This window comes from Xanthobacter albus, assembly GCF_043194895.2.
In the GTDB taxonomy this organism is placed as follows: domain Bacteria; phylum Pseudomonadota; class Alphaproteobacteria; order Rhizobiales; family Xanthobacteraceae; genus Xanthobacter.
The window spans coordinates 2,657,964-2,679,252 of record NZ_CM195532.1 but is presented as its reverse complement, the minus strand read 5'-3'; the positions used below and the strand labels follow the sequence as shown (position 1 = coordinate 2,679,252).

Here is a 21,289-nt window from a genome sequence, read left to right as displayed (position 1 = left end):
CGGCGCGGGCGGGCAAAAGCCGTGTCGCTCAGGAGGCCTTGGTGCGCATGGTCACCAGTTCCTCGGCGGCGGTGGGGTGCACCGCGATGGTGCGGTCGAAATCGGCCTTGGTGGCGCCCATGCCCACGGCGATGCCGGCGACCTGGATCATCTCGCCTGACCCTTCGCCGACGATGTGGACCCCGAGCACCCGATCGGTCTCCCCATCCACCACCAGCTTCATGAACATGCGCGTCTCGCGGCCGGAAAGGGTGGCCTTCAGCGGCCGGAACGCGGTCTTGTAGATGTCCACCGGCCGCCCGGCCGCGCGCGCGGCCTCCTCGGAGAGGCCCACGGTGCCGATCTCCGGCTCGCAGAACACAGCGGTGGGCACCAGGGAATGGTCCATGGTCCACGGCTTGTTGCCGAACACCGTGTCGGCGAAGGCGTGGCCCTCGCGGATGGCGACGGGCGTGAGGTTCACGCGGTTGGTCGCGTCGCCCACCGCATAGATGGACGGCACGCAGGAGCGCGACTGCGCATCCACAACCACCGCGCCCACCTTGTCCAGCTCCACGCCGGCTTCCTCCAGGCCCATGTCACGGGTGGCGGGAATGCGGCCCACCGCCAGCATCACCTCGTCCACCTCCTGGGTGGAGCCGTCGGAATAGGTCACCTTCTTGCCGCCCTCCACCGCCTCGATGGAGGCGATGGACTGGCCCGGCATCAGCCGCAGGCCGGCGGTGGTGAATTCCTGCATCATGTGGGTGCGGACTTCCTCATCGAAGCCGCGCAGCGGCGCATGTCCGCGATAGACCAGCGTCACCTCCGCCCCCAGCGCCCGGAACAGGCAGGCGAACTCGACGCCGATATAGCCCGCGCCCTGGATGACGATGCGGTTCGGGAAGCGCGGCAGGCTGAACGCCTCGTTGGAGGTGATGGCGAGCTCGGCGCCGGGAATGGCCGGCCCCAGCGCCGGACGGCCCCCGGTGGCGACCAGGATGTAGCGGGCCTTGACCTCCTCCCCGGTGGAGAGGATGCGCACCGTGTGAGGGTCCACCACCACCGCGCGCGAGGCCACCAGCTCCACGCCCGCGGACTGGGCGTTGCGGGTGTAGATGCCTTCGAGGCGCGCGATCTCCTTGTCCTTGTTGGCGACGAGGGTGCGCCAGTCGAACTCCACCGCGTCCACCCGCCAGCCGTAGCCGGCCATGTCCTCCAGGTCATGGGCATAGCGCCCGGCATAGACGAACAGCTTCTTCGGCACGCAGCCGCGGATCACGCAGGTGCCGCCCACCCGGTACTCCTCGGCCATGATGACCTTGGCCCCGTGCTGGGCGGCGATCCGCGCCGCGCGCACGCCGCCGGAGCCTCCGCCGATGACGAACAGATCCACTTCCCTCTGCGACTGCGCCTGCGACATGGGGCTCCACCTTCTGGCCGCTCCGTATGGTGCCCAGACAAGTCAGGGCCGCTGCCCCGCGTCAAGCCGACACGGTGCCGCGATGCCTCCGCACGCGTCCGCGGGGGCGGCAGCCCTTGCCTTCGCCCACCCCTCGGTGGTGTAAGGCGGCCTGAAGCAATGCAGCGAGCGCGCACCATGGCCGACGAGATCCCTCCCCTTCCCCTGCGGCGCGGGCGGACGGGGCCCGAGGGCGTGGTGTTTCCCGTGCCGCTCGCCGTGCGCCTCAAGATGCGGGGGCGCGATGCGCTGATCGCCCTGCGCTTCACGGGGGCCGGGCCCGGCCTGATGCTGAAGGTGGAGGATGCGGACGGCGCGCCCCTCTTCTCAGCACCGCTGGCGACGGACGAGCCGCTGATTCTCGTGCCTTTGCCCCACGGCGCGGCGCGCATCGTCGTCACCGGCGCGGGCGCGGAGCTGCGCGCGGGCTTCCTGCCGGTACCGGATTCCTACCCCCTCAGCCGGCTGGTGCTGAAGCTCAACGCCTTCCTGCGCGGCCGCATCGAGATGCCGCCGGGCGCGAAGGGCGGCCTTGGCGGCCTCTCCCAGCGCTGGAAGATCGCCACCGATGCCGCCCGCGAGCTGCGCGCGCGCCTCTCCACCCTCATCGTTTCCTCGCCCTTCGGCCGCTATGCGCAGCAGGCCGATTACCAGCGCTTCCGCAGCCGGTGGGTGGAGGATTTCGCGGAGGTGGTGCCGGCCGAGGCGGCGCCACGCCTCGTCTTCATCAGCGCCGGGCCGGCCTGCGATGCCGCCGGGCTGCGCGCCTGCGCGGCGGCGCTGAAAGCCCAGGGCGACCCTGCCTTCGCGTGGCTGCTCGCCCTGCCCGCCGATGCGCCGGAGCTGCCGGACGAAGTGGCCGCGATGGCCCGGCGGGTGCCCGCGCCGGGGTCGGGCGCGGCGGAAGGGCTCGCGGCCGCCCTCGCCGCCACGGCGCCCGGTGCGCTCGTGACGGTGCTCGACCCCGCCGGCACGCCCACCCGCGACGCTGTCGCCATGATCCGCGCCGCATTCGCCGCGCACCCGGACTGCCAGCTCCTCTACACCGACGAGGAGCGCCGGGATGCGGCGGGGGCGCCGCTGGAAGGCGTGTTCAAGCCCGCCTTCAACCGCCACCTGCTGGAAGCCTGGCCCTATATGGGTGCCTTCACGGTGCTGTGCGCCGACACGGCGCGGGCGCTGGGCCTCGACCCTTCCCTCGGCTCCGCCGCCCTTTACGATCTCGTGCTGCGCTATGTGGAGGGGCTCGACAGCGCGCGCATCCGCCACCTGCCGCGCGTCGCCTATGTCGGCACGGCGGGCGAGCCGGGCTTCGCGGATGCCGCGGCCGCGGCCGAGGGGGCACGCGCCCTTGAGGCCCGCCTCGGCACCAAGGTGGAGGTGAGCGCGGACGGGCGCTTCCTGCGCCCCCTGTTCCCGGTGCCGGCGGCGGCGCCGAAGGTGTCCATCGTCATCCCCACCCGCGACCGCGCGGCCGTGCTGGGCATGACGCTGCGCACGCTGGTGGCCAACACCGCCTATCGCAACTTCGAGATCATCGTGGTGGACAACGGCTCGGTGGAGCCGGAAACCTTCGCCCTGTTCGAGGAGACCAAAGCCGCCTGGCCCGCCACGACCATCGTGCGCGACGACGGCGACTTCAACTTCCCGCGCATCTGCAACGCCGGCGTCGCCGCCATGACGGGCGAGCTGATCCTGCTGCTCAACAACGACATCGAGGTCATCGAGGGCGGCTGGCTCGACGAGATGGTGGGCCTGATCTGCCGGTGCGACGGGGCGGCGGACACTGGCGTGGTGGGCGCCAAGCTGCTGTTTCCGGACCGGACCATCCAGCACGCGGGCGTCATCGCCGGCCTGTTCCGCTACGCGGCGCACTGGTTCGCCCATTGCCCGCACTGGGCGCGCGGCTATGAGGGGCGCCTGCTCACCCGTCAGAACCTCAGCGCCGTCACCGGCGCCTGCCTCCTGATCCGCAAGGACGTGTGGGACGCCATCGGCCCCCTCGACGAAGTGCGCTTCGCCGAAGACTGCAACGATATCGACCTGTGCCTGCGGGCCCGGCGCGGCGGCTACGGCGTGGTTGAGACCCCGCATGCGCTGCTGATCCACCACGAATCCGCCTCGCGCGGGCGCCGCCGCACCGCCGAGCACCGGGCGCGGCTGAAGGCCCAGCGCGCGCGCTTCGACGCGATCTGGCACGCCACCACCCTGGTGGACCCCCACTACAGCCCGAACCTGAAGCGCGACAGCCTGCTCGCCGCCTGCGCCCCCGCCCCCGAAGGCCCCCGAGAGGCCCGCACCGACGCCATCTGAGCCCGGGAGCGTGAGCCGGGAGGCGTGCCCCAGGAGCCCCTTCCCGCATCAGGAAGGGGGCGCCACCGGGCCCGGACCCTCGGCTCCGCCTCTGCCGGTGCAAAGCGGGTTTCCACGCCGTATGCCGCGCGGGCCGGTCCGCGCGCCCTCAGGGCAGACTCACGGACCCGCGGCATCGGGCCCCGGAACGACGACGGCCGGCGAGGTCGCCCCCGCCGGCCGTCGAGATGTCACGGATGTGCCCCGGCCCGGTGCCGGAACGGAGAGCCTCAGAGATCGAAGCCCTTTTTCTTCATCTCGGCGCGCACGCGCTCCACGGCCTGGGCGTTGAGCTGGGCGCCCCAGCCCTGGACCCCCTGCACCGCCTGCTGCACGATGGCCGGGCGATCCGACACCAGCTTGCGGCCGGTGGGGGTCTGGTAGAAGGTCAGCGCCTCCTTCAGCTCGGCCTCGCTGAAGCGCGTGGCATAGGCAACGGCCAGGATCTGCAGCAGCTCGGGCTTGCGCTTCTCGAACTCCGGACGCACCGCGATCGCCACCTCACGCAGTTGCTTGGCGAGGTCGGGATTGGTGGAGAGGAAGGACAGCGCGGCTCCGTCCACGATATTGGCGATCACGCCGTCGAAAGCGCGGACCTCGCCGTTGGCTTCCACGAGCTGCTTGGCCAGATCGATCTGTACCGCCGTGGGGGCCGCCGCCTGCTGCGCCAGCGCCGCGCCGGGGCCGGCGAGGGCTCCGCCGAGGACGGACACCGAGACCGCCGCGGCCATGAGCAGGCCGAAACGGCGAGAGGCGAAGTTGGAAGAACGCATCATCTTCTCCGGAAAGCGCAATTGTTCACTCAAGCCTGGCGATCGAGGACCACGATGCCATCCGCCCCGGCCAGCACGGCCCGGCTGGCGAGGCCCAGAAACAGCCCGTGCTCCACCACGCCCGGCACCTCCGAGATGGCGCGCGCGAGCGCGGCCGGGTCCGGGATGCGGCCGAGATGGGCATCGAGGAGCACATGCCCCTGATCGGTGATGAAGGAATGACCGTCGCGATCGCGGCGCGGGCGCAGCTCGCCGGAACAGCCGGCCGAACGGATGGCTTCGTCGACGCTGCGGGTGATGCTGGCGGCGCCGAAATCCACGATCTCGATGGGGAGCGGGAAGCGGCCGAGCACGTCCACCTTCTTGGTGGCATCGGCGATCACCACCATTTCCTTCGCGGCGCGGGCCACGATCTTCTCGCGCAGCAGCGCCCCGCCGCCGCCCTTCACCAGGGCAAGGCCGGGGCCCACCTCGTCGGCGCCGTCCACGCACAGGTCCAGCTCGCCCACCTCGTCGAGGGTCGCGATCGGCACGCCGAGCTCCACCGCCTGAGCTAAAGTCTGCTCGGAGGTGGGAACGCCGATCACCTTGAGCCCGGCATAGACCTTCTCCGCCAGCAGCTCCACGAAGTGGCGCGCGGTGGAGCCGGTGCCCAGGCCCAGGCGCATGCCGTCCTGCACATATTCGAGGGCGGCGGCGGCGGCGCGGCGCTTCAAGTCTTCGGCAGGAGCCATGGGGCGTTTCCGTCGTTGTGCGCGAATGCGGGCCAGGGCACCCGACCCGCGCAAGGCGAAGGTGCCCCTCTCGCCCCCGGCTCTAGCCCCGATCGCTGCAGCGGACAAGCGCCGCGACGCCTCACCCGCCCGCGCGCTCAGCGGGCCTGGGGCGTGCACAGCACGGTGGGCTCGGTCTTGCCGTCCGCCTTCGGCAGGTCGCGGACGTAGCAGATGCTCATCTCGCCGGTCTCGTAATTCACGCGGAAGACGCCGGTCTCACCCGCATAATGGGTGGAGACGAGGCCATAGCGCCCCGCCTTCTGCGTGCCGGCCCCCTCGCCCTGGGCGAAGCAGCGCGTGACGCCCACGGACGACCCCGCCGGCCGCTCGAACTGGCAGGCGGAAACCTCGCCCGTCTTGCGGCCGACACCATAGACCCGGTTCGCCTCCGCCGAGGGCGGGGCGGCGAAATCGTAGGCGCCGAAGCTCTGCGCGGATGCGCCTGTCGCCGCCGCGAGGAGGAAGCCCGCCGCCGCCAGCGCCGAGATGCCGGCCCCGCGCCCGCCTTCCGCAACCCGCCCGACCGGGGCGAACGCCCACCGCCGCTTCATCCGCATGCGCACCTCCATCGGCTGCCTCGCGCCCGCGCTGTGTGGCCGCAGGCACGACAAGGGCCGCGACGCTGGCGCCGAAAAACGGCAGGATTTAAGGCGGGCCGCCGTCAAAGGCCCGCGACCCCACAGCACAGCCGAGGAACGTCCCATGTCTGCCCCGACACCAGCTGCCCCGACACCATCCGCCCCGTCCTCCCCCGCTCCGGCGACTTCCGCGCCGGGCGTGTCCGTCGACTCGCATCCCGTCGTCGCCTTCGACCTCGACGGCACGCTGGTGGACACCGCGCCCGACCTGCTGAACGCCCTCGATGCCATCCTCGCCGGCCACGGCCTGCCGCAGGTGGAGCGCGCCCACGCCCGCAACATGATCGGCGGCGGCGCGAAGCTCTTGATCCAGCGCGCGCTCACCAGCGCCGGCGTGCCCTTCTCCGAGGCCGAGCTCTCCGAGCTGAACCAGCAGTTCGTGGCCCATTACGCGGCCCACATCGCGGACGAATCGCGGCCCTTCCCCGGCCTGCTGCCGGCCCTCGACCGGCTGGCCGACGCCGGGGCGCGCCTGTGCGTGTGCACCAACAAGCTGGAGCGCCTCGCCCGCGAGCTGCTGGACGCCCTCGACCTCACCGGCCGCTTCGCCGTGGTCACCGGCGGCGACACCTATGCCCGGCCCAAGCCCGATCCCCTGCCGCTGAGCGCCACCATCGCCGCCGCCGGCGGGGCGCCCGCCCGCGCCATCATGGTGGGGGACAGCATCACCGACATCCGCGCCGCGCGCGCCACCGGCGTGCCCGTGATCGCCGTCTCGTTCGGCTACACGGAAATGCCCGCGGCGGAGCTGGGCGCCGACGCGCTGATTCACCACTACGACGAGCTCGCGCGCGCCGTCGCGGCCCTGCTGCCGCGCGCGGCGGCCTGAGCGGAAACCCCGCGCGGCGCCGTCAAACCCTTCAGGCACAGGGGTTTGACGACCATCCGGCGAAGACGGCCGCCGGGACGCGCCGGCAACACCTGTGGACAAATGGGGGTGCCCGAGGGGCTCGCGGGCACCCCCCTTGACACCAAGGGGCCCTAAGCTCTAACAAGCGCTCCTCCGCGACGGAATGGGCGATTAGCTCAGCGGGAGAGCACTCCCTTCACACGGGAGGGGTCGCAGGTTCAATCCCTGCATCGCCCACCATTCCGCATCTCACACAGATGAATAGATTAGCTATTTCGCAGGCACGGGGGCGATAGCCCAGCATCGCCATCTCGTCCGGCCGCGTACAGCCCTGGTCGGTCCGCCATAGAGCAACGCACCGACAACCTCGCCGACTTCAATGTCGCCCGAATGAGGCAGCCGAGTTGACGTTAAGCTAGGGATATGGCCCATTCCACCATGGATCCCGCCTCCGTGGGCATGCCATTTACCGGCGCGATTGACGTTGAAACTCGACCCTATTTCGAGGTGGCCGTGTGACCCAGTTTGCTTTCAGCGACTCGACGATCAAAGAGCTCATTGCACACGCCCTGAAGAACGCCAGCGGGCCGAATGATTGGCACATTACGCGGACCGCGATGTATAAAGCTCTCAGGGGTAAATTTGCGGCCCATGATTCCGAAGCTAAAAATTGTCTGGCGATTTCCAACTCGGGATGGTTTGGAAAAATACTTGGACTGACAAAGGTAAAATATACGCTTGCGAATTATCCCGAAGAAAACATCATAAACCTGTCATTCCAGGATCAATTTTTCGATTTTGTCGTTTCCGACCAAGTATTTGAGCACATAGAGGGCAACCCATTCGTGGCCTTCGCCGAAACCGCGAGGGTGGCAAAGCCGGGCGGACTGATTTGCCACACGACATGCTTCATCAATGAGATACACGGAGTGCCCAAGGACTTTTGGCGCTTTACTCCAGACGCCCTTGCATTACTCGCGACCAGCGCTGGCTGCGACGTCGTTGAGACCGGGTCGTGGGGAAACCGCGAAGCCTGGGCGCTTATCCATGCGGGCTTCCGTATGGCGAAAATCCCTGAGGACGAAACACACCCCTTGTACCGCCTCGCCACGCGCAACGAAAAGGAATGGCCAATCGTGACCTGGGTCATCGCGAAAAAACGTGAGGCTTAACCGCCTTGACCCGAACCCCATTTCGCGGCCGGCTTAAGAGAGAGTCCATGGAGTGATCGGCGGCTTCAGGCTCCGATCTCCCCCGACAGCTTCTCGTCGGGGGCCATCTCCAGCCGGTCGCGCCCGAGCTGCTTTGCGCGATAGAGCGCCCTGTCGGCGGCACCCATCACTTCGTCGAAGCGTGCGCCGCCGATGTCGCCGCGGGAAAGACCACCGCTGACGGTGGTCTTGAGCGCAAGCTCCGCATGCGCGCGATCGGTGAAGCGGCGGCGCAGCCGGTCCGATTGTTCCCGTACGTCCGCGATATTTCCGCGAGGGCAAACAAGAAGGAACTCCTCGCCCCCGAGGCGCGCTGCGACCTGACCCTGGGCAAGATGCTGCCTCAGCACCTCCCCGAACAGGGCAATGACCTCGTCGCCCCGCGCATGACCGTGAGTGTCGTTGATGCTCTTGAACCGGTCGATGTCGAACAGGACGAGCGTCGCCTCCCCGCTCAATCCCGCCATGCTTTCGAGCAGCGCGCGCCGGTTCGGCAAGCCGGTCAGCGGATCTGTGAGAGCCTGCTGTCTGTGAGCGCGCACGAGGCGCTGCTGGTTCAAGGCGAGGGTGAGCGCGCCGAGGGCCGGAACGGACGCCACGATCAACGCGAGGCTTGCGGTCTGCGCCCAGTTCTGTGGCGGGCCGGGCATGATCGCACGCCCGTCGAGGACAACGAGCGCCGCGCGTGGAAGAAAGGAAAGGCCGATCGCGAAGTAGAATGCGGAAAGGCCGATGAGCGTCCCCGGCGCCTCCCGGCGGGCAGCCCAGAAATTGAAAGACGCAAGGAAGAGCAGGGCGGCTGCCGAAAGAAAGCCGATCACGAAGCCGACGCCGTTGTACCCCAGCGCGTGCGGCGGCACGGTCAGGGCCAAAGAGACCGCTGCAGCGAAAATTACGACGCGCGACGGCGAGGCATCATACCGGAACTGCCAGGCTGTACCGTAAATAGTCGACAAGCCGCCGAGGAGAAGGATGTAGGCACTGGTGACGAGCCAGGGGCGCGGAGCCTGCGCATAAAAGGCGGAGCAGACCACGCTGATCGCCACGAGAAGCGCGCCAAGGCCGCACGTCAGCAGGAAACCGTCGCGTCGCGACGTTGCCCAAGCGGCGAACAGGACGACGCTGCTGCCCACGGTGGAGAAGAAAATCGCGAAAAGGAGAGATGAGAAGTCAAACATCTTCCTCGTTCGAGCCTCCGGGCGACACTCTCCTCACAGGGACGCAGCGCTGCAGGCAGCTCCAGGCGAATCGAATATAGGGAGCACGGCCAAGGTGCAATCCCGCCGTGCACTCTCATGCAGCATGAGGAGGCCCCGGTGCCGGACGATCCGCGGGTGCATCGGGAGGCGCGGGCGGGGATCAGCCGAAAGACGGCGCAGCATGGGTGACGACCGCGAACTCGTGTCGCGGGCGCCTGATCCGTGCCCGATTCCACTTTTTGCACGCTGGCAGGCCTGGGCCCCTGGCTGCCCCTGCTGTCGTGACGCCCCCCCTGCAGGAGCAAGTCCTTGTTGCGGGCAGCGGCGTCCAGCGTGCCGGAGAACCGCGTCATTTTCGCGGAAGGAAACAGCCCGAAAATCACCCGCCCCACACTTCGATAAAAATGGGACATCGCCTTCCCATCGCCTTCCCGGCGCGGACAGACCAATCCAGAGGGATCACACCCGGTCGGGAGGGCCATAACGAAAAAAGCTCCGCCTCATGGAGACGGAGCCTTCCGTGACATCGTCAGGGCCATTCTACGCCATTGCCAGTACATCCGTGGTCAATGGCGAGGAAAATCACGCAGCCTGAAGATTGCCAGCCGAACTCTTCCCGGACTTATTGTCCCGGACGATGTCGAACTGCAGCTTCTGGCCTTCAGCCAGGGTCTGCATGCCCGCCCGTTCGACCGCAGAAATGTGCACGAACACATCCGCGCCGCCGTTTTCGGGCTGGATGAAACCGAAGCCCTTGGTGGCGTTAAACCACTTCACCGTACCGATATTCATGACGATATCCTTTCAATCGCGCATGGGCGCCCGACCCGATGGATCGGGCCCGGCCAATAGTTAGAAATTGAAGGGAGTCATCGTCAGATGCGTCTATGCGCATCAGGAAATCAGCCGTCAAATTCAGACGGTGGGAAATTAGGAGGCAATTGTGTTTATTGCAAGGCCGGAAATTATTTGATCGGAAATCCAAAATTTCATCCCGCCGCAGCGAACCAATTACGCGCTTCCACTGGAGAACGGCCCTGCACCTGGAATGCGTCCTCCGCGAAGCCGCAGCTCCTTCCCGCGGCGGGACGCGCTCCACCGCCTGCCCAGGGCGGGCAAAGGGAGGGAGGCGCGAGCGATGCCACCGAGCCTTCCCGCCGCCGGATGCTCCAGCTTGAGATCCAGGATCTGCGATCCAAGGGAAGGAGACAGGCCATCACCCCGAGGCCTTTCACGGGGCAGGCCAAGCGCGCGCCACGGCAAGACCATTGAGGCGCGCTCCGGTGGCTGACCGCGCATCAGACCTCAGCGGGGCCCTCGCCTTGCGCGAGAGCCCCGGCGCGGATCAGGGCAGGAAGGTGAAGGTGCCGACCTCACAAACGTTGACCTTGCGCTTGATCACAGAGTCGCCGTCGGCGAACACCGCCTTGAAGTCGTAGACGCAGGCGTTGGTGCCGTCGTCGATGTCCGCGTCCAGCGTCTCGCCGTTCTTCAGCGTGTCGCCGTCGAGCATATCCTCTTCCCAGCTCTCCTGGTCGACGCTCGACGCGAAGAAAGACGTCATGGTGTGCCCGGTCTTGTTGATGACATCCACCTTCCTGTCTTTCGCGAGGGCGGGAAAAGCAAGGAAACCGGTGGCGAGAACTGCGGCAGCCAGGGTACGGACCAAGGACATTATCGTAGCCTTCGAGAGATGAAAAACATCACGCCACTTCTTACGTAAGACAGCAGAAGACGGCAAGGCTCACCTTACGCCAAAGAACAACCGCTGCGGGAAACCCCATTGGGGGAGCAACGCCGCCCCTCCGAGCCGGAGCAAGACACTTCGTATTTCCAATACCAGCGTCCAGCATCCCCGGATGCGGCCATGCCGATGCGTAGTCCCCCGCCGGGTTCGGCCGCCGGAAACATTCGGAAACACGATTTTCAACATTCGGAAACACAGCTTTGCGCCAGCCGCATCTTGCAGAAGACCATGTGGCCTGAGCCATAAGGAGGCTGGCATGGTTTCGGTTTCTTCGGTTTCAACGACGTCCACCACCGGCGGCGCCTCGAGCGGCGCTTCCGATATCGCTGCGCAGATCGCCCGCCTCAAGGCGAGCCAGGATGCCTATCAGAAGCAGATCTACGACGCGGAGGCTTCGACCGAGCTCTCCGACGAGGACAAGCAGAGCACCGTCAAGGCCGCGGAGGCGAACCTGAAGCAGGTGGCGGCCCAGATCACCGAGCTCACCGCGCGCCTCGCCGCGCAGAAGTCCCAGGAATCCTCCGCCACGTCCAACACCAACCCGCCGCAGCCGCCGCGGGACGATGACGACGCCGCCAACCCCTATGCCACCCTTTCCAAGACGGATCTCTCGATCCTGAACGAGAGCAACGGCTGAGGTGGCGTGATCTTCCATCGCGGGCGCGCATCGTCGCGTCTCGCGCTGTTCCGCCACTCGCGCGGTGGCCGGTCGAGCGGGCGGGCGGGCCCTCTCGGCGTGCCGGCGTCCCCGCGCCGGCCGGAAACATAGAGACATCCACCCGCAAACATTCGTTTCCCCCCGGTCTCACCGGAGACACCCGCGCCGCCGAGCATGCGCCATCACGCTTCACACCGCTCGGGTCCGCTCATGACACATGCCCACGCCTCCGGCGCTTCCGCATCCCGGCCCCGCCGGCTTCCGTTCCGGCTCTGGCCGGTCCTGGCCGCGCTCGCGGCGCTGGCGGCCGCAGCCTATGGCGCGCACGCCATTCCTCCGCTGAGCCGCATCGTCACGCGGCACGAGGCGGGCTCCTTCCTCACCGATGCGCCGGTGGCCCTGCTGGGCGACAGCATCGCCTACGCCAACGGCCCATCCAGATTGTGCGGGGAGGAGGTGTTCAATGCCGCCGTTCCCGGCGCCCGGCTCAAGGATCTTCTGGGGCGGGGCGCGCGCATCGCGGAGCGCATCCACGCCACCCGCGTGGTGGTGGCCATCGGCGTGAACGATGCCATCCAGCCGCATGCCGACATCGAGGAATGGACCACCCAATACCGGCGGCTGCTGGACCGCATCACCGCGCCGGACATCACCCTCGTGGAGATCAATCCCGTCGACCCGCGCTTCCCGGTGGCGGCGCACCTGTTCGACCGGGACTTCATCGCCAGGCAGAACGCGGTGATCCGCGCCCTGGCCGCCGAGAGCGGCGCGCGCCTCGTGTCCGCCCCCCTTTCCGCGCAGACGGAGGACGGCCTTCACCCGAACGCGGACGGCGGCATCCTCTGGCGCGCGCGCCTCGCGCGTGAGGCGTGCGACGCCTGAGGCGCTGCCGCGACCACATCCGTGACATCCGCGCCGGGATCGCGCCTGAGCGTCCGTGCGGCCGCTGATTCCGGACGGGCATCGTCCATGTGACATGAGGACAGGCGCCTCCGTCGTGGGCGATGGCCGACCATCGCCGCCGGCACATGCCTCGCGGGCCCCGCCCTTCTCCAAAAGCACTCTTTGCGTCCAGGCCGCCCCGCCGCGCGTCCCTTCGGCGCCGGCCCCAGGCGGCTCCCTTAACTCCACAGCACCACCGAAGCGCGCCTCCGGACGCCTCCGCGCATGCCCTGCTGGAACGGTGGGGATGCGCGGCGGCCGCTTGACTTCGCGCCATACACAAGTGTTTCTATAGAAAAAATTAATTATGGTGGTGCTCATGGCTCTCCCCTTCGCGTGCTTCGGCCGCCGAAAGCCGGTTCGCAGCCCTCGCGCCCTCCGGCGGGCCCCGCGAGCGCGCGACCGCGCCATGGCATCGGAGCGGGCGCCCTCGGGCTCGGAAGCCACCGCCGGGCGACGGCGCACGCGCCATGAGCAGGAAGACGCCAAGGCGGCCATCCCGCAGCGCGCCGTCCGCCGGCACGAGCGGGCCGCAAGCCGACGGCGCACCCGCGATATTCCGCCGGAGCCCATCGCCGCCGCCCACCCGGCCCAGGTCTGACCCCCCCTAGTTTCCGCGAGAACGAGCATGAACAAAGCTGTTGCCAAACTCCCCCTTTCGCCAGCATCCACGCCTTCCGCCGATCCTGCGGACTGGCAGGACCTGTTCGCGCGCATCGGCGCGGGCTCCGCGGAGCGGGAGCTCAAGCGCGTGCTGCCCTTCGAAGCCATCGGCCTGCTGAAGCAGGCGCGTTTCGGCGCCCTCCGCCTTGCGAAGGAAGACGGCGGGGCCGGCGCCTCCTTTCCGCAGGTCTACAAGCTCGCGCTGGAGCTGGCGGCGGTGGACGCCAACGTGGCGCACATCTTCCGCAACCATTTCACGGTGGCCGAGCAGTTCACCCGCCACCCCTATGACGATCGCAGCCGGGCCTGGCAGGCCGCGGTGCGGGAAGGAGCCGTCTTCGGCCTCGCCTCCACCGAATCCGGGTCCAGCCCGGCCGGCGGCGTCGCGCCCGATACCCGTCTCCTGGCCGATGGCGAGGGCTTCCGCCTTGAGGGCGTGAAATATTACAGCACCGGCACCCTTTATGCGGATTCCATGCTGGTGCGCGCCACCGATGAGGAGGGGCGCGTGGCCTCGGTCATCATTCCCACCGGACGGGAAGGCATCGAGATCGTGGACGACTGGGACGGCGCCGGCCAGCGCCTCACCGCCTCCGGCACCACCCGCTTCCACAATGTGCGGGTGGAACGCGACGAAGCCATTCTCGACACGCCGGAGTGGGGATACGGCCTCGCCTATTCCAACACCCAGGCGCAGCTTTTCCTCACCACCGTGGTGGCGGGCATCGTGAAGGGCATCCTGAACGATGCCATCGCGCTCGTGAAGCGCCGCAAGCGCAGCTTCTACTACGCCCCCACCCAGACCGTGACCGAAGACCCCTTCCTCCAGCAGGTGGTGGGCCAGATCGCCGCCCACGCGTTCGCGGCGGAGGCCCTGATCCTCGCCGCGGCCGAAGCGCTGGACCGGGCGAGCATCGCCCGCGACAAGGGCGAGCCGGCCGAGGCGCTCGCGGCCGAAGCGGCGAAGGCGGCGGCCCAGGCCAAGCTGGTGGTGGACGACCTCGCCCTGCGCTCCGCCTCGCTGCTGTTCGAGGCGGGTGGCGCTTCGGCCACCGAGCGCGCGGTAAACCTCGACCGGCACTGGCGCAACGCACGCACCATCGCCTCGCACAATCCCGCCAGCTACAAGGCGCGGGCCATTGGCGACCTGCTGGTGAACGGAACGCCCCTGCCCTCCAGGGGCTTCTTCTGAGGTGAGGCCGGGTCCGGTGATCGCCGACGGCAGCAGCCGAGGCGATCACCGGGCCGGTCGTTCCGCCTACAGCCAGGAAGGGCGGCTCACGCTCTCGGCCCATCGCCCGCGCGCGACGACGCACGGAGGCGCCTGCACGGAGCGCGCCCAGACGCCATGCGGCGCTTGGCGCCATTATCCGGACCGAGGAAGAAGTTGCGGCCAAGCCGGGCGTCCAGATGGGACCGCCGGCATGGCTTGCCGCGTGCGGATGCGGCAGGCCATGAGCGAGAACGGAGTCCTCCTTACCGCCCGGCGGCGGCGAGGGCGGCCTTCAGCCGGTCGTATTCCTCGCAGCCCTGCGGGTAGCAGAGCAGCCGCAGCAGCTCGAGGTTCTTTTCCGCGCGCGGAAAATCACGCTGCGCGATGAACAGCTCGCCCTGGTATTCGAGCGCCGGCCGATGGCCGGGATCGTAGAAGAGCGCCTCCTTGTACCAGCGCTCGGCCTCCCCGTAGCGCTTCAGGTTGCGGTTGGCGAAGGCGATCAGGTTGTAGAGATCGGCGTGGTGGACGGTGGCCGTGAGCGGCATGAGCAGCGCCAGCGCCCGGTCATAATCCCCCGCATAGATGGCCGCCCGGCTCTCGGAGAGATCGGGCAGGTCGGTGGAAGGCGCGGTATCCATGCCCCGCGCCGGCCCGGCGGCAAAGGCCGCCACCAGCAGGGCGAGGCCGAGGCCGGCGGCGAACGCCCTCGGCCCGCGCGCGTCGTGGCGCCTCATGCGGCGCGCGACGGGGCGTGCCCGCTCCCCTCACCCATGGCTTCCAGGATACGCCGCTTCAGGGCGACGAACGCCACGTCCGCCCGGTCGCGCGGGCGGGGCAGATCGATCGCCAGATCCTCCACCACCCGGCCCGGCTTGGCCGCCATCACCAGCACCCGGTCGCTGAGAAAGATGGCTTCGTCCACATCGTGGGTCACGAGGATCATGGTGGTGCCTTCCTGTTCCCAGATGCGTTGCAGCTCTTCCTGCAGGTGCACGCGGGTGAGGGCATCGAGCGCGCCGAGCGGCTCGTCGAGCAGCAGGATCTCCGGCCGGACGACGAGCCCGCGGGCGATGGCCGCCCGCTGCGCCATGCCTCCGGACAATTCATGCGGATAGGCCTTCTCGAAGCCGGTGAGGCCGACGAGGGCGATGTGCTCGCGCACCGTCTCGGCCTTCTCCTTCGGCCCCCAGCCGGAATTCTCCAGGCTGAGGCCGATGTTCTGCTCCAGCGTGAGCCACGGCAGCAGGCGATGGTCCTGAAACACGATGCCGCGCGAGAGCGAGGTGCCGCGGATGCGTGCCTCGTTCAGCAGGATCTCGCCCTGGTAGTCGTCGTCGAGCCCGATGATGGCGCGCAGCAGGGTGGACTTGCCGCAGCCCGAGGGCCCGACGATGGAGACGAAGCTTCCCGGCGCCACGTCGAAGCTCACATGGGAGAGAACCTTGACCAGCGGCCGCCCGCGCGCGGCGAACGTCTTGGAGATGTCGCGGATCTTGAGATGTCCGGGGGTGCTCATGAACGATGTTCCTTCGAGACGCGCTCAGCCCTCATAGCCCTGCTTCCATTTCAGGACCCGCTTCTGCGCGAAATACATGGAGCGATCGATGGCGAAGCCGACGATGCCGATGATGACCATGCAGACCAGGAGCTGGTCGGTCAGCAGCAGGCCCTGGGCGCGGAAGATGAGGAAGCCCAGGCCCTCCAGGCCCGAAAGCCCCTCCGCCACCACCACCAGCGCCCAGGCAAGGCCCGCCGAATAGCGCAGCGAGACCATGATGGACGGCATGGCGGCGGGCAGGATCACCTTGCGCACCAACTGCCAACGCGTGAGCGTCAGCACCTTGGCGAGCTCCACATAGTTCCGCTCCACGTTGCGGATGCCCTGCAGGGTGTTCAGGAACACGGGGAAGAACACCGACTTGCCGATGACCAGGATCTTCGCCGGCGCGCCGATGCCCAGCCACAGGACGATGAGCGGCAGCCAGGCGATGCCGGGGATGTGGCGGATGGTGTCGAAGGTGGGGCCGAAGAACTCCTCCACCTTGCGCGAGAGGCCAGCCGCGATGCCCAGCGCCACCCCCACCAGCGCGCCATAGAGGAAGGCCTGGCCCACGATCCTGATGGAGGCCAGGAAATCGAAGGCCAGATGCTGCTTGGTCAGCATCGTCCAGAAGGCCGTGACCACCTTGAGCGGCGCTGGCAGGAAGACCGGATCGATCCATTTGTTCGCCGCCGCGGTCTGCCACAGGGCGAGGATCAGGAATGGCAGGATGAAGCCGGTGAGGTTCGGAATCCGGAAGCCCCGCCCCGCCGTCCCGGCGGCCGGCAGGTCCACCGTTCCCGCCTCCACCGCGGCGGCCTCGATGGTGTCGGAGGTATGCGCCATGTCTTCATTTCCGCTGTGTTGGTGTCCGCACGCCCTGAAAAGGAAGAGGTCGCCGGAGCACAGAGGCTCCGGCGACTTCCGTTCAGTTGTAGATGGAGTATTGGCCGCCGACGAAGAAGCGACCGTCGATGAAGGCGTCGATCTGCGGCGCCGTCAGGCCGCGCTCGGCGAGAATGTCGTCGCCATGGTCCACGTACCAGGCCTGGAAGGTCTTGATGGCATTGCGGGCGCGGTCGGCGTTGGGCTCGCCGGCCATGAACTCCCACTCGCCCGCGTGGGTGATCTGGAACTTCGCCACCTCCAGCGGCACACGGGTCTTGTCGGCGACGATCTGGGCCGCCTCGTCCACGTGGTCGAGGGCCCATTCGCGGGTCTTCTCGCGGGCGGCGAGGAAGGCCTTCACCACAGCAGGATACTTGTTCACGAAATCACGGCGGGCGAAGTAGGTGACGCGGCCGGCGTTGTTCACATAGACGCCGTCGTCGGGCGAGTGGCCGATCACCTTCAGCTTGCCGGAGAGCCACGCGCCGGTGAAGGCGCCCGCCGCGAGATGAGCTGTGGTGGCATCGGTGGCGCCGGACAGCACCGAGGAGATGGCGACCGCCGAATTGTCGATGGAGGTGTAGCGGATGCGCCCCTCCTTCTCGCGCGAATCGAAGGGCAGGCCCGCCTTCTGCGTGATCTCGAACGGCGACGACCAGTAGCAGGAGATGCGGCTCGACCCGAACTTCTTGCCGTCCAGGTCCGCCACCGAATTGATCTTGTCGTTGTCGGCGCGGGCGAGGATGGGTGCGCGATAGCGGTTGGAGGGCTCGGACACCCAGATCACCACGCCGTCGAGGCCGTTCGCCCGGTGCACGGTGGCCGGGTAGATCATGCGCTGGGCGATGGCGATCGCCCCGCCGCCCACGGCCGCGGCCTCCGCGCCCAGGAGCTCGCCGGCGCCGGAGGCGATGAGGTTCACCTGCTTGGTGCCGATCTTGTCGAACTCGTCTTTGAAGAAGCCCTTCTCCTGCGCCACCACCGTCCAGGGCGAGAGCTGGAGATTGATGGACGGCAGCACGGCCTCCTCCGCGCGGGCGGCGCCCGTCGATGCGGCGGACAAGGTCAGCGCCAGCGCGAGCAGGCCGGCGGATACGGAACGATGGGACATGGGTTCCTCGCGAATGGGACAGGCTTTTGGGAGGAGGGGCGAAACGACGTTTGCCGCTTGCTATTTTGATATTATCGACCTTTTTTATATACAAATGCAAGACCCCCGGTGCCATGCGTCGCCATGAACGGCCGGGAGCAGACGGCCCCGGCCCGCATCGCCGATCCACCCGGTCATTTTCGGTATTGAAATGCCTTTTTCCCGCAAGCACTTGGTCCGGCTGACGGCAGCCCTCTCCCTGGTCGCGGCGCTCGGCTGCGCGGCCATCCTCCTCGCGCCGGCACAGCCGCGTGCGGCGGGGCGCGACTTCGCCGGCCAGCCGCTGCGCGTCGGCGTCCCCTGGCTGCCCCCGCCGGATGCGCCCGATTCTCGCCTCTACATGGAGGAGGGCTTCGAGCTGGATCTCGCCAGCGAGATCGCCGCGGCGCTGGGCGCGGAGCTGCGCCTCGCTCGGGTTCCGCCAGAAGACGCGGGGCGCGCGCTTTCCGCTGGCGAGGTGGACCTCGTGCTGGCGCGCGCCGGCACCGGTGATCCCCTGCGGGGGAAGGCGCGCATCATCGCCACCGGCTTCACCTCCGGCCTCAGCCTCGCCATGCGCTCGGACCAGCCGCTCTCCTCCTGGAGCGCGCTGGCGGGCCGGACCGTCTGCGCCGCTGAGGCGAACGTCCACGCCCGCGCCCTTGCGGAACAGTTGGGAGCGACCGTGAAGGTTCTGCGCGCGCCCGCGCCGGCCCTGATCCTCATGCGCACGGGGGATTGCGACGCGGCCATTCTCGATCAGACGCTGCTCGATCCCCTGCTCAAGATGCGGTCGTGGCGGAAATTCTCCGCGACCCTGCCACCGCAGGAGCCGACCACGCTGGTCGTCGCCGTGCCGCCCGGCGATGCCGCGCTGGCGCAGGCCGTCGAGGCCGCGCTCTCCCCCCTCGACACGCGCGAACGCTGGCGCGGCCGCGAGGAGCGGTGGGCCGCCACCGTGTCGTTCGAGGTCTACCGCGACCAGGTGGCGGCGGACTGCCATTGAATATGCGCGGCCGCATCGCCAGGGCGGCGCTGCTCTGCGCCATGCTGACGGGCATGGCGGTGGCCGGTCCGCCCGACGACCTGGGGGAGATCTCGCCGCCGGACCTGCGCCGTGCCTATTCCGGACCGCCGCGGACATGGCCGGCGCCATGGCTCGACGCCGACGTCGCCTTCGTGGAGCTCGGCGCTCCACCTCCCGCGCCGCCAGCCGGACCGGAGGCCGCCCTCGGCGCGCGCCTGTTCGGCGAGCTGCGGCTGTCGGCGGACGGAACGGTGGCCTGCGCGAGCTGCCATGATCCCGCCCGCGGCTTCAGCGTGCCGGACAAGGTGGGAACGGGCATCGGCGGCGCCCAGGGGCGGCGCAATCCCCCCGCCCTGTTCTCCGTCGCCCGGCGGGCGCACCTCGATTGGGACGGCGGCGGCGGCGCGCTGGCGGCGCGCGTGCTCACGCCCCTCGCCCACCCGCTCGAGATGGGTCCTTCAGAGCCCCAGGCGCTCGTTTCGCGGCTCGCGACGGCGGGCTATGCGGGGCGCTTCTCGGCGGTGTTCGGCCCGCAGGGCCTGTCTGAAGGCACGCTGGCGCGCGCCCTCGCCGCCTATCTGGAAACCATCGACGCGGAAACCCGCCTCGACCGCTTCGCGCGTGGCGAGGCCGGCGCGCTCACGGATACCGAGCTTTTCGGCCTTCACCTGTTCCGCACCAAGGCGCGGTGCGCCAACTGCCACTTCGGGCCCCTGCTCACGGACGAGGGCTTTCACAACCTGCGCTTCTCCTTCTTCGGCGAGCCGGCGCAGGATCTCGGCCGGCACGGGGTGACGGGCGCGGCGGAGGATGCCGGGCGCTTCCGCACCGCGAGCCTGCGGCATGTGGAAAGCAGCGCGCCCTACATGCACAACGGCCTCATCCCAACCCTCGAAGGGGTCATCAATTTCTACGATCGCGGCGGCGGGGAGGTCTGGGCGCGCAACGCGGCCGAGGCCGCCCGCCCCCTCTACCGGGAGGCGGCCCGCCTTTCGCCGCACATCCGCCCGCTCCACCTCACGCCGCAGGAGAAAGCGGCGCTGGCGGCCTTCCTGAGGGCGCTCTGAGGACATTTCAGCCGCCGCGCGCAAAAAGAAGCCGGGCCCCGCTGAACGCAAGGCCCGGCCCAGGTGCCGCAGGGACCGGATGCCGGAAAGGCGGCGCTAGCCTTCAGGCGAGACCGGCGGAGAAGGCATCGAGGGGCTCCCCCTCGATGGAGGTGGAGGGCCGGCCGTCCACGCCCACCGGAACGTCGCCCTTGAGGGTGACGCGGTAGAGCTGACGGTCGAAATCGAGGCTGTAGATGTCACGCGGGGCGAGGTGGGCGGTGGTCCTGTTGTCCCAGAAGGCGATGGAGCCCGGCTGCCAGCGGAAGCGCACGGTGAATTCCGGCCGGGTGATGTGCTCGAACAGCAGTTCCAGGATCTGCTGGCTCTCGCGCGGGGAAAGGCCGGTGATGCGCTTCAGGAAGGACGGGCTGACGAACAGCACGCGCTCGCCGGTCTCGGGGATCACGCGCACCAGCGGGTGCTCGCTGACGAGCGGGCGGCGCTGGTTCCTGTCTCTGAAGTCCGCGGTGGCGCCGAGCCCTTCCGGCGGCGAGAAGGCATGGATGCCGCGCAGGCCGTCCACGAAGCCGCGCAGGGCGGGCGAAAGCGCCTCATAGGCCACCGCGAGGTTGGTCCAGAAGGTATCGCCGCCATAGGGCGGGATCTCGACCCCGCGCAGGATGGATGCGGCCGGCGGGTTCACAGCCGCCGTCACGTCCGTGTGCCAGCCGGTCCAGGGACGGATGAGCGGCTCGCCGGTGAAGCGCGTGGCGAAGCGGTCGCGGGCAACGGAATAGATCTGCGGGTATCCCTCCACGAAGCCGAACACCGGATGGCCGATGGTGGGCGCGCCAAAGGCGCCCGCGAGCGCCACATGCTGCGCGTGGGTCAGCGGCTGGTCGCGGAAGAACACCACCTTCCACTTCGAAAGCGCGGCGCGGATCTCGCCCACCGCTTCCGCGGCCAGGGGGCGGGAAAGGTCCACGCCCGCGATCTCGGCGCCGATATGGCCGGTGAGCGGGTGCACGCAAATGTGCCGCGGTTCCGGCCGCTCCGGCGGCGCGGCGGTGGCGAGGGCGGTCGCGGCGGTGCTCATGGTCGCTCCTGTCGTGGCACGGGTCTTCGCGCCGGCGGCGCGCCTTTCTTTAATTTATTCAGATCATCGATTTTATAGAAAATCAATTGACGAA

Annotated in this window: 21 protein-coding genes and 1 tRNA gene; 10 read left to right on the top strand and 12 right to left on the bottom strand. The window is 68.6% G+C overall.

All coding sequences use genetic code 11. The annotated features are described in order from the left end of the window. Positions 1-28: 28 nt before the first annotated feature. Positions 29-1,402, bottom strand: a complete 1,374-nt coding sequence (gor, locus tag V5F75_RS11895; protein WP_394035056.1) for a glutathione-disulfide reductase — start codon at positions 1,400-1,402, stop codon at positions 29-31. 177 nt (positions 1,403-1,579) lie between these two features. On the opposite strand from gor, the gene V5F75_RS11890 reads away from it, so the two are divergent. Next, positions 1,580-3,754: a glycosyltransferase family 2 protein gene (locus V5F75_RS11890; protein ID WP_394035055.1), complete on the top strand. Its 2,175-nt coding sequence runs from the start codon at positions 1,580-1,582 to the stop codon at positions 3,752-3,754. A gap of 269 nt (positions 3,755-4,023) precedes the next feature. Here V5F75_RS11890 and V5F75_RS11885 read toward each other — a convergent pair whose 3' ends face one another. The 3 genes from V5F75_RS11885 to V5F75_RS11875 form a co-directional block, all read right to left on the bottom strand. Further along, on the bottom strand, positions 4,024-4,569 hold the full coding sequence (locus V5F75_RS11885; RefSeq protein WP_394035054.1) for a DUF2059 domain-containing protein: 546 nt from the start codon (positions 4,567-4,569) through the stop codon (positions 4,024-4,026). Positions 4,570-4,595: 26 nt separating this feature from the next. Then, positions 4,596-5,300, bottom strand: a complete 705-nt coding sequence (gene rpiA / locus V5F75_RS11880) for a ribose-5-phosphate isomerase RpiA (protein ID WP_394035053.1) — start codon at positions 5,298-5,300, stop codon at positions 4,596-4,598. Between the two features lie 137 nt (positions 5,301-5,437). Continuing rightward, the gene (locus V5F75_RS11875; RefSeq protein ID WP_394035052.1) at positions 5,438-5,899 is read right to left on the bottom strand and encodes a hypothetical protein; all 462 of its coding nucleotides are present in this window, start codon (positions 5,897-5,899) and stop codon (positions 5,438-5,440) included. Positions 5,900-6,119: 220 nt separating this feature from the next. Here V5F75_RS11875 and gph point away from each other — a divergent pair, with 220 nt between their 5' ends. The 3 genes from gph to V5F75_RS11860 all read left to right on the top strand — a co-directional run bounded on the left by gph (position 6,120) and on the right by V5F75_RS11860 (position 8,002). Continuing rightward, positions 6,120-6,809, top strand: coding sequence for a phosphoglycolate phosphatase (gene gph / locus V5F75_RS11870; protein WP_394035051.1), 690 nt, complete (start codon positions 6,120-6,122; stop codon positions 6,807-6,809). 186 nt (positions 6,810-6,995) lie between these two features. Further along, a tRNA-Val gene (locus V5F75_RS11865) sits at positions 6,996-7,070 on the top strand. Between the two features lie 275 nt (positions 7,071-7,345). Continuing rightward, positions 7,346-8,002: a methyltransferase domain-containing protein gene (locus V5F75_RS11860; RefSeq protein ID WP_394035050.1), complete on the top strand. Its 657-nt coding sequence runs from the start codon at positions 7,346-7,348 to the stop codon at positions 8,000-8,002. A gap of 65 nt (positions 8,003-8,067) precedes the next feature. Here V5F75_RS11860 and V5F75_RS11855 read toward each other — a convergent pair whose 3' ends face one another. From V5F75_RS11855 to V5F75_RS11845, 3 genes are all read right to left on the bottom strand, one after another. Then, positions 8,068-9,219, bottom strand: a complete 1,152-nt coding sequence (locus V5F75_RS11855) for a GGDEF domain-containing protein (RefSeq protein ID WP_394035049.1) — start codon at positions 9,217-9,219, stop codon at positions 8,068-8,070. Between the two features lie 603 nt (positions 9,220-9,822). Then, a complete protein-coding gene (locus V5F75_RS11850) occupies positions 9,823-10,032 on the bottom strand; it encodes a cold-shock protein (protein WP_393987418.1) in 210 nt (69 codons plus the stop codon). 553 nt (positions 10,033-10,585) lie between these two features. Further along, positions 10,586-10,915, bottom strand: coding sequence for a hypothetical protein (locus V5F75_RS11845; RefSeq protein WP_394035048.1), 330 nt, complete (start codon positions 10,913-10,915; stop codon positions 10,586-10,588). Between the two features lie 328 nt (positions 10,916-11,243). Between V5F75_RS11845 and V5F75_RS11840 the strand changes: the two genes are divergently transcribed. The 4 genes from V5F75_RS11840 to V5F75_RS11825 all read left to right on the top strand — a co-directional run bounded on the left by V5F75_RS11840 (position 11,244) and on the right by V5F75_RS11825 (position 14,442). Beyond that, on the top strand, positions 11,244-11,624 hold the full coding sequence (locus tag V5F75_RS11840) for a FlxA-like family protein (protein WP_394035047.1): 381 nt from the start codon (positions 11,244-11,246) through the stop codon (positions 11,622-11,624). A gap of 231 nt (positions 11,625-11,855) precedes the next feature. Further along, on the top strand, positions 11,856-12,527 hold the full coding sequence (locus V5F75_RS11835) for an SGNH/GDSL hydrolase family protein (RefSeq protein WP_394035046.1): 672 nt from the start codon (positions 11,856-11,858) through the stop codon (positions 12,525-12,527). A 469-nt stretch (positions 12,528-12,996) separates the two neighbouring features. After that, positions 12,997-13,188, top strand: coding sequence for a hypothetical protein (locus V5F75_RS11830; protein WP_394035045.1), 192 nt, complete (start codon positions 12,997-12,999; stop codon positions 13,186-13,188). Between the two features lie 27 nt (positions 13,189-13,215). Next, the gene (locus V5F75_RS11825; protein WP_394035044.1) at positions 13,216-14,442 is read left to right on the top strand and encodes an acyl-CoA dehydrogenase family protein; all 1,227 of its coding nucleotides are present in this window, start codon (positions 13,216-13,218) and stop codon (positions 14,440-14,442) included. A gap of 284 nt (positions 14,443-14,726) precedes the next feature. On the opposite strand, the gene V5F75_RS11820 is transcribed toward V5F75_RS11825, so the two are convergent. The 4 genes from V5F75_RS11820 to V5F75_RS11805 form a co-directional block, all read right to left on the bottom strand. Further along, entirely contained in the window at positions 14,727-15,200 is a 474-nt protein-coding gene (locus V5F75_RS11820) for a hypothetical protein (RefSeq protein WP_394035043.1), read from the bottom strand. Further along, the gene (locus V5F75_RS11815; RefSeq protein ID WP_394035042.1) at positions 15,197-15,982 is read right to left on the bottom strand and encodes an ABC transporter ATP-binding protein; all 786 of its coding nucleotides are present in this window, start codon (positions 15,980-15,982) and stop codon (positions 15,197-15,199) included. The genes V5F75_RS11820 and V5F75_RS11815 overlap by 4 nt, the downstream gene beginning before the upstream one ends. A gap of 24 nt (positions 15,983-16,006) precedes the next feature. Beyond that, positions 16,007-16,852 carry an ABC transporter permease gene (locus V5F75_RS11810; RefSeq protein ID WP_394035041.1) on the bottom strand — a complete coding sequence of 282 codons (846 nt, stop codon included), beginning with the start codon at positions 16,850-16,852 and terminating at the stop codon, positions 16,007-16,009. A gap of 82 nt (positions 16,853-16,934) precedes the next feature. After that, on the bottom strand, positions 16,935-18,005 hold the full coding sequence (locus V5F75_RS11805; protein WP_394035040.1) for an ABC transporter substrate-binding protein: 1,071 nt from the start codon (positions 18,003-18,005) through the stop codon (positions 16,935-16,937). 190 nt (positions 18,006-18,195) lie between these two features. Between V5F75_RS11805 and V5F75_RS11800 the strand changes: the two genes are divergently transcribed. After that, complete coding sequence (locus V5F75_RS11800) at positions 18,196-19,029, top strand: transporter substrate-binding domain-containing protein (protein WP_394035039.1); 834 nt, start codon at positions 18,196-18,198, stop codon at positions 19,027-19,029. A 2-nt stretch (positions 19,030-19,031) separates the two neighbouring features. Beyond that, a complete protein-coding gene (locus V5F75_RS11795) occupies positions 19,032-20,117 on the top strand; it encodes a cytochrome-c peroxidase (protein WP_394035038.1) in 1,086 nt (361 codons plus the stop codon). 103 nt (positions 20,118-20,220) lie between these two features. Here V5F75_RS11795 and V5F75_RS11790 read toward each other — a convergent pair whose 3' ends face one another. Next, a complete protein-coding gene (locus V5F75_RS11790) occupies positions 20,221-21,195 on the bottom strand; it encodes a TauD/TfdA dioxygenase family protein (protein WP_394035037.1) in 975 nt (324 codons plus the stop codon). Positions 21,196-21,289 lie beyond the last annotated feature (94 nt).

Bases quoted from the DNA above. Each gene is read 5' to 3' on its own strand.
- V5F75_RS11885 (WP_394035054.1), bottom strand. From the start codon at position 4,569: ATGATGCGTTCTTCCAACTTCGCCTCTCGCCGTTTCGGCCTGCTCATG.
- V5F75_RS11810 (WP_394035041.1), bottom strand. From the start codon at position 16,852: ATGGCGCATACCTCCGACACCATCGAGGCCGCCGCGGTGGAGGCGGGA.
- V5F75_RS11845 (WP_394035048.1), bottom strand. From the start codon at position 10,915: ATGTCCTTGGTCCGTACCCTGGCTGCCGCAGTTCTCGCCACCGGTTTC.
- V5F75_RS11875 (WP_394035052.1), bottom strand. From the start codon at position 5,899: ATGCGGATGAAGCGGCGGTGGGCGTTCGCCCCGGTCGGGCGGGTTGCG.
- gor (WP_394035056.1), bottom strand. From the start codon at position 1,402: ATGTCGCAGGCGCAGTCGCAGAGGGAAGTGGATCTGTTCGTCATCGGC.
- rpiA (WP_394035053.1), bottom strand. From the start codon at position 5,300: ATGGCTCCTGCCGAAGACTTGAAGCGCCGCGCCGCCGCCGCCGCCCTC.
- V5F75_RS11835 (WP_394035046.1), top strand. From the start codon at position 11,856: ATGACACATGCCCACGCCTCCGGCGCTTCCGCATCCCGGCCCCGCCGG.
- V5F75_RS11800 (WP_394035039.1), top strand. From the start codon at position 18,196: ATGCCTTTTTCCCGCAAGCACTTGGTCCGGCTGACGGCAGCCCTCTCC.
- V5F75_RS11815 (WP_394035042.1), bottom strand. From the start codon at position 15,982: ATGAGCACCCCCGGACATCTCAAGATCCGCGACATCTCCAAGACGTTC.
- V5F75_RS11825 (WP_394035044.1), top strand. From the start codon at position 13,216: ATGAACAAAGCTGTTGCCAAACTCCCCCTTTCGCCAGCATCCACGCCT.
- V5F75_RS11830 (WP_394035045.1), top strand. From the start codon at position 12,997: ATGGCATCGGAGCGGGCGCCCTCGGGCTCGGAAGCCACCGCCGGGCGA.
- V5F75_RS11850 (WP_393987418.1), bottom strand. From the start codon at position 10,032: ATGAATATCGGTACGGTGAAGTGGTTTAACGCCACCAAGGGCTTCGGT.
- V5F75_RS11795 (WP_394035038.1), top strand. From the start codon at position 19,032: ATGCGCGGCCGCATCGCCAGGGCGGCGCTGCTCTGCGCCATGCTGACG.
- V5F75_RS11820 (WP_394035043.1), bottom strand. From the start codon at position 15,200: ATGAGGCGCCACGACGCGCGCGGGCCGAGGGCGTTCGCCGCCGGCCTC.
- V5F75_RS11790 (WP_394035037.1), bottom strand. From the start codon at position 21,195: ATGAGCACCGCCGCGACCGCCCTCGCCACCGCCGCGCCGCCGGAGCGG.
- V5F75_RS11855 (WP_394035049.1), bottom strand. From the start codon at position 9,219: ATGTTTGACTTCTCATCTCTCCTTTTCGCGATTTTCTTCTCCACCGTG.
- V5F75_RS11840 (WP_394035047.1), top strand. From the start codon at position 11,244: ATGGTTTCGGTTTCTTCGGTTTCAACGACGTCCACCACCGGCGGCGCC.
- V5F75_RS11890 (WP_394035055.1), top strand. From the start codon at position 1,580: ATGGCCGACGAGATCCCTCCCCTTCCCCTGCGGCGCGGGCGGACGGGG.
- V5F75_RS11805 (WP_394035040.1), bottom strand. From the start codon at position 18,005: ATGTCCCATCGTTCCGTATCCGCCGGCCTGCTCGCGCTGGCGCTGACC.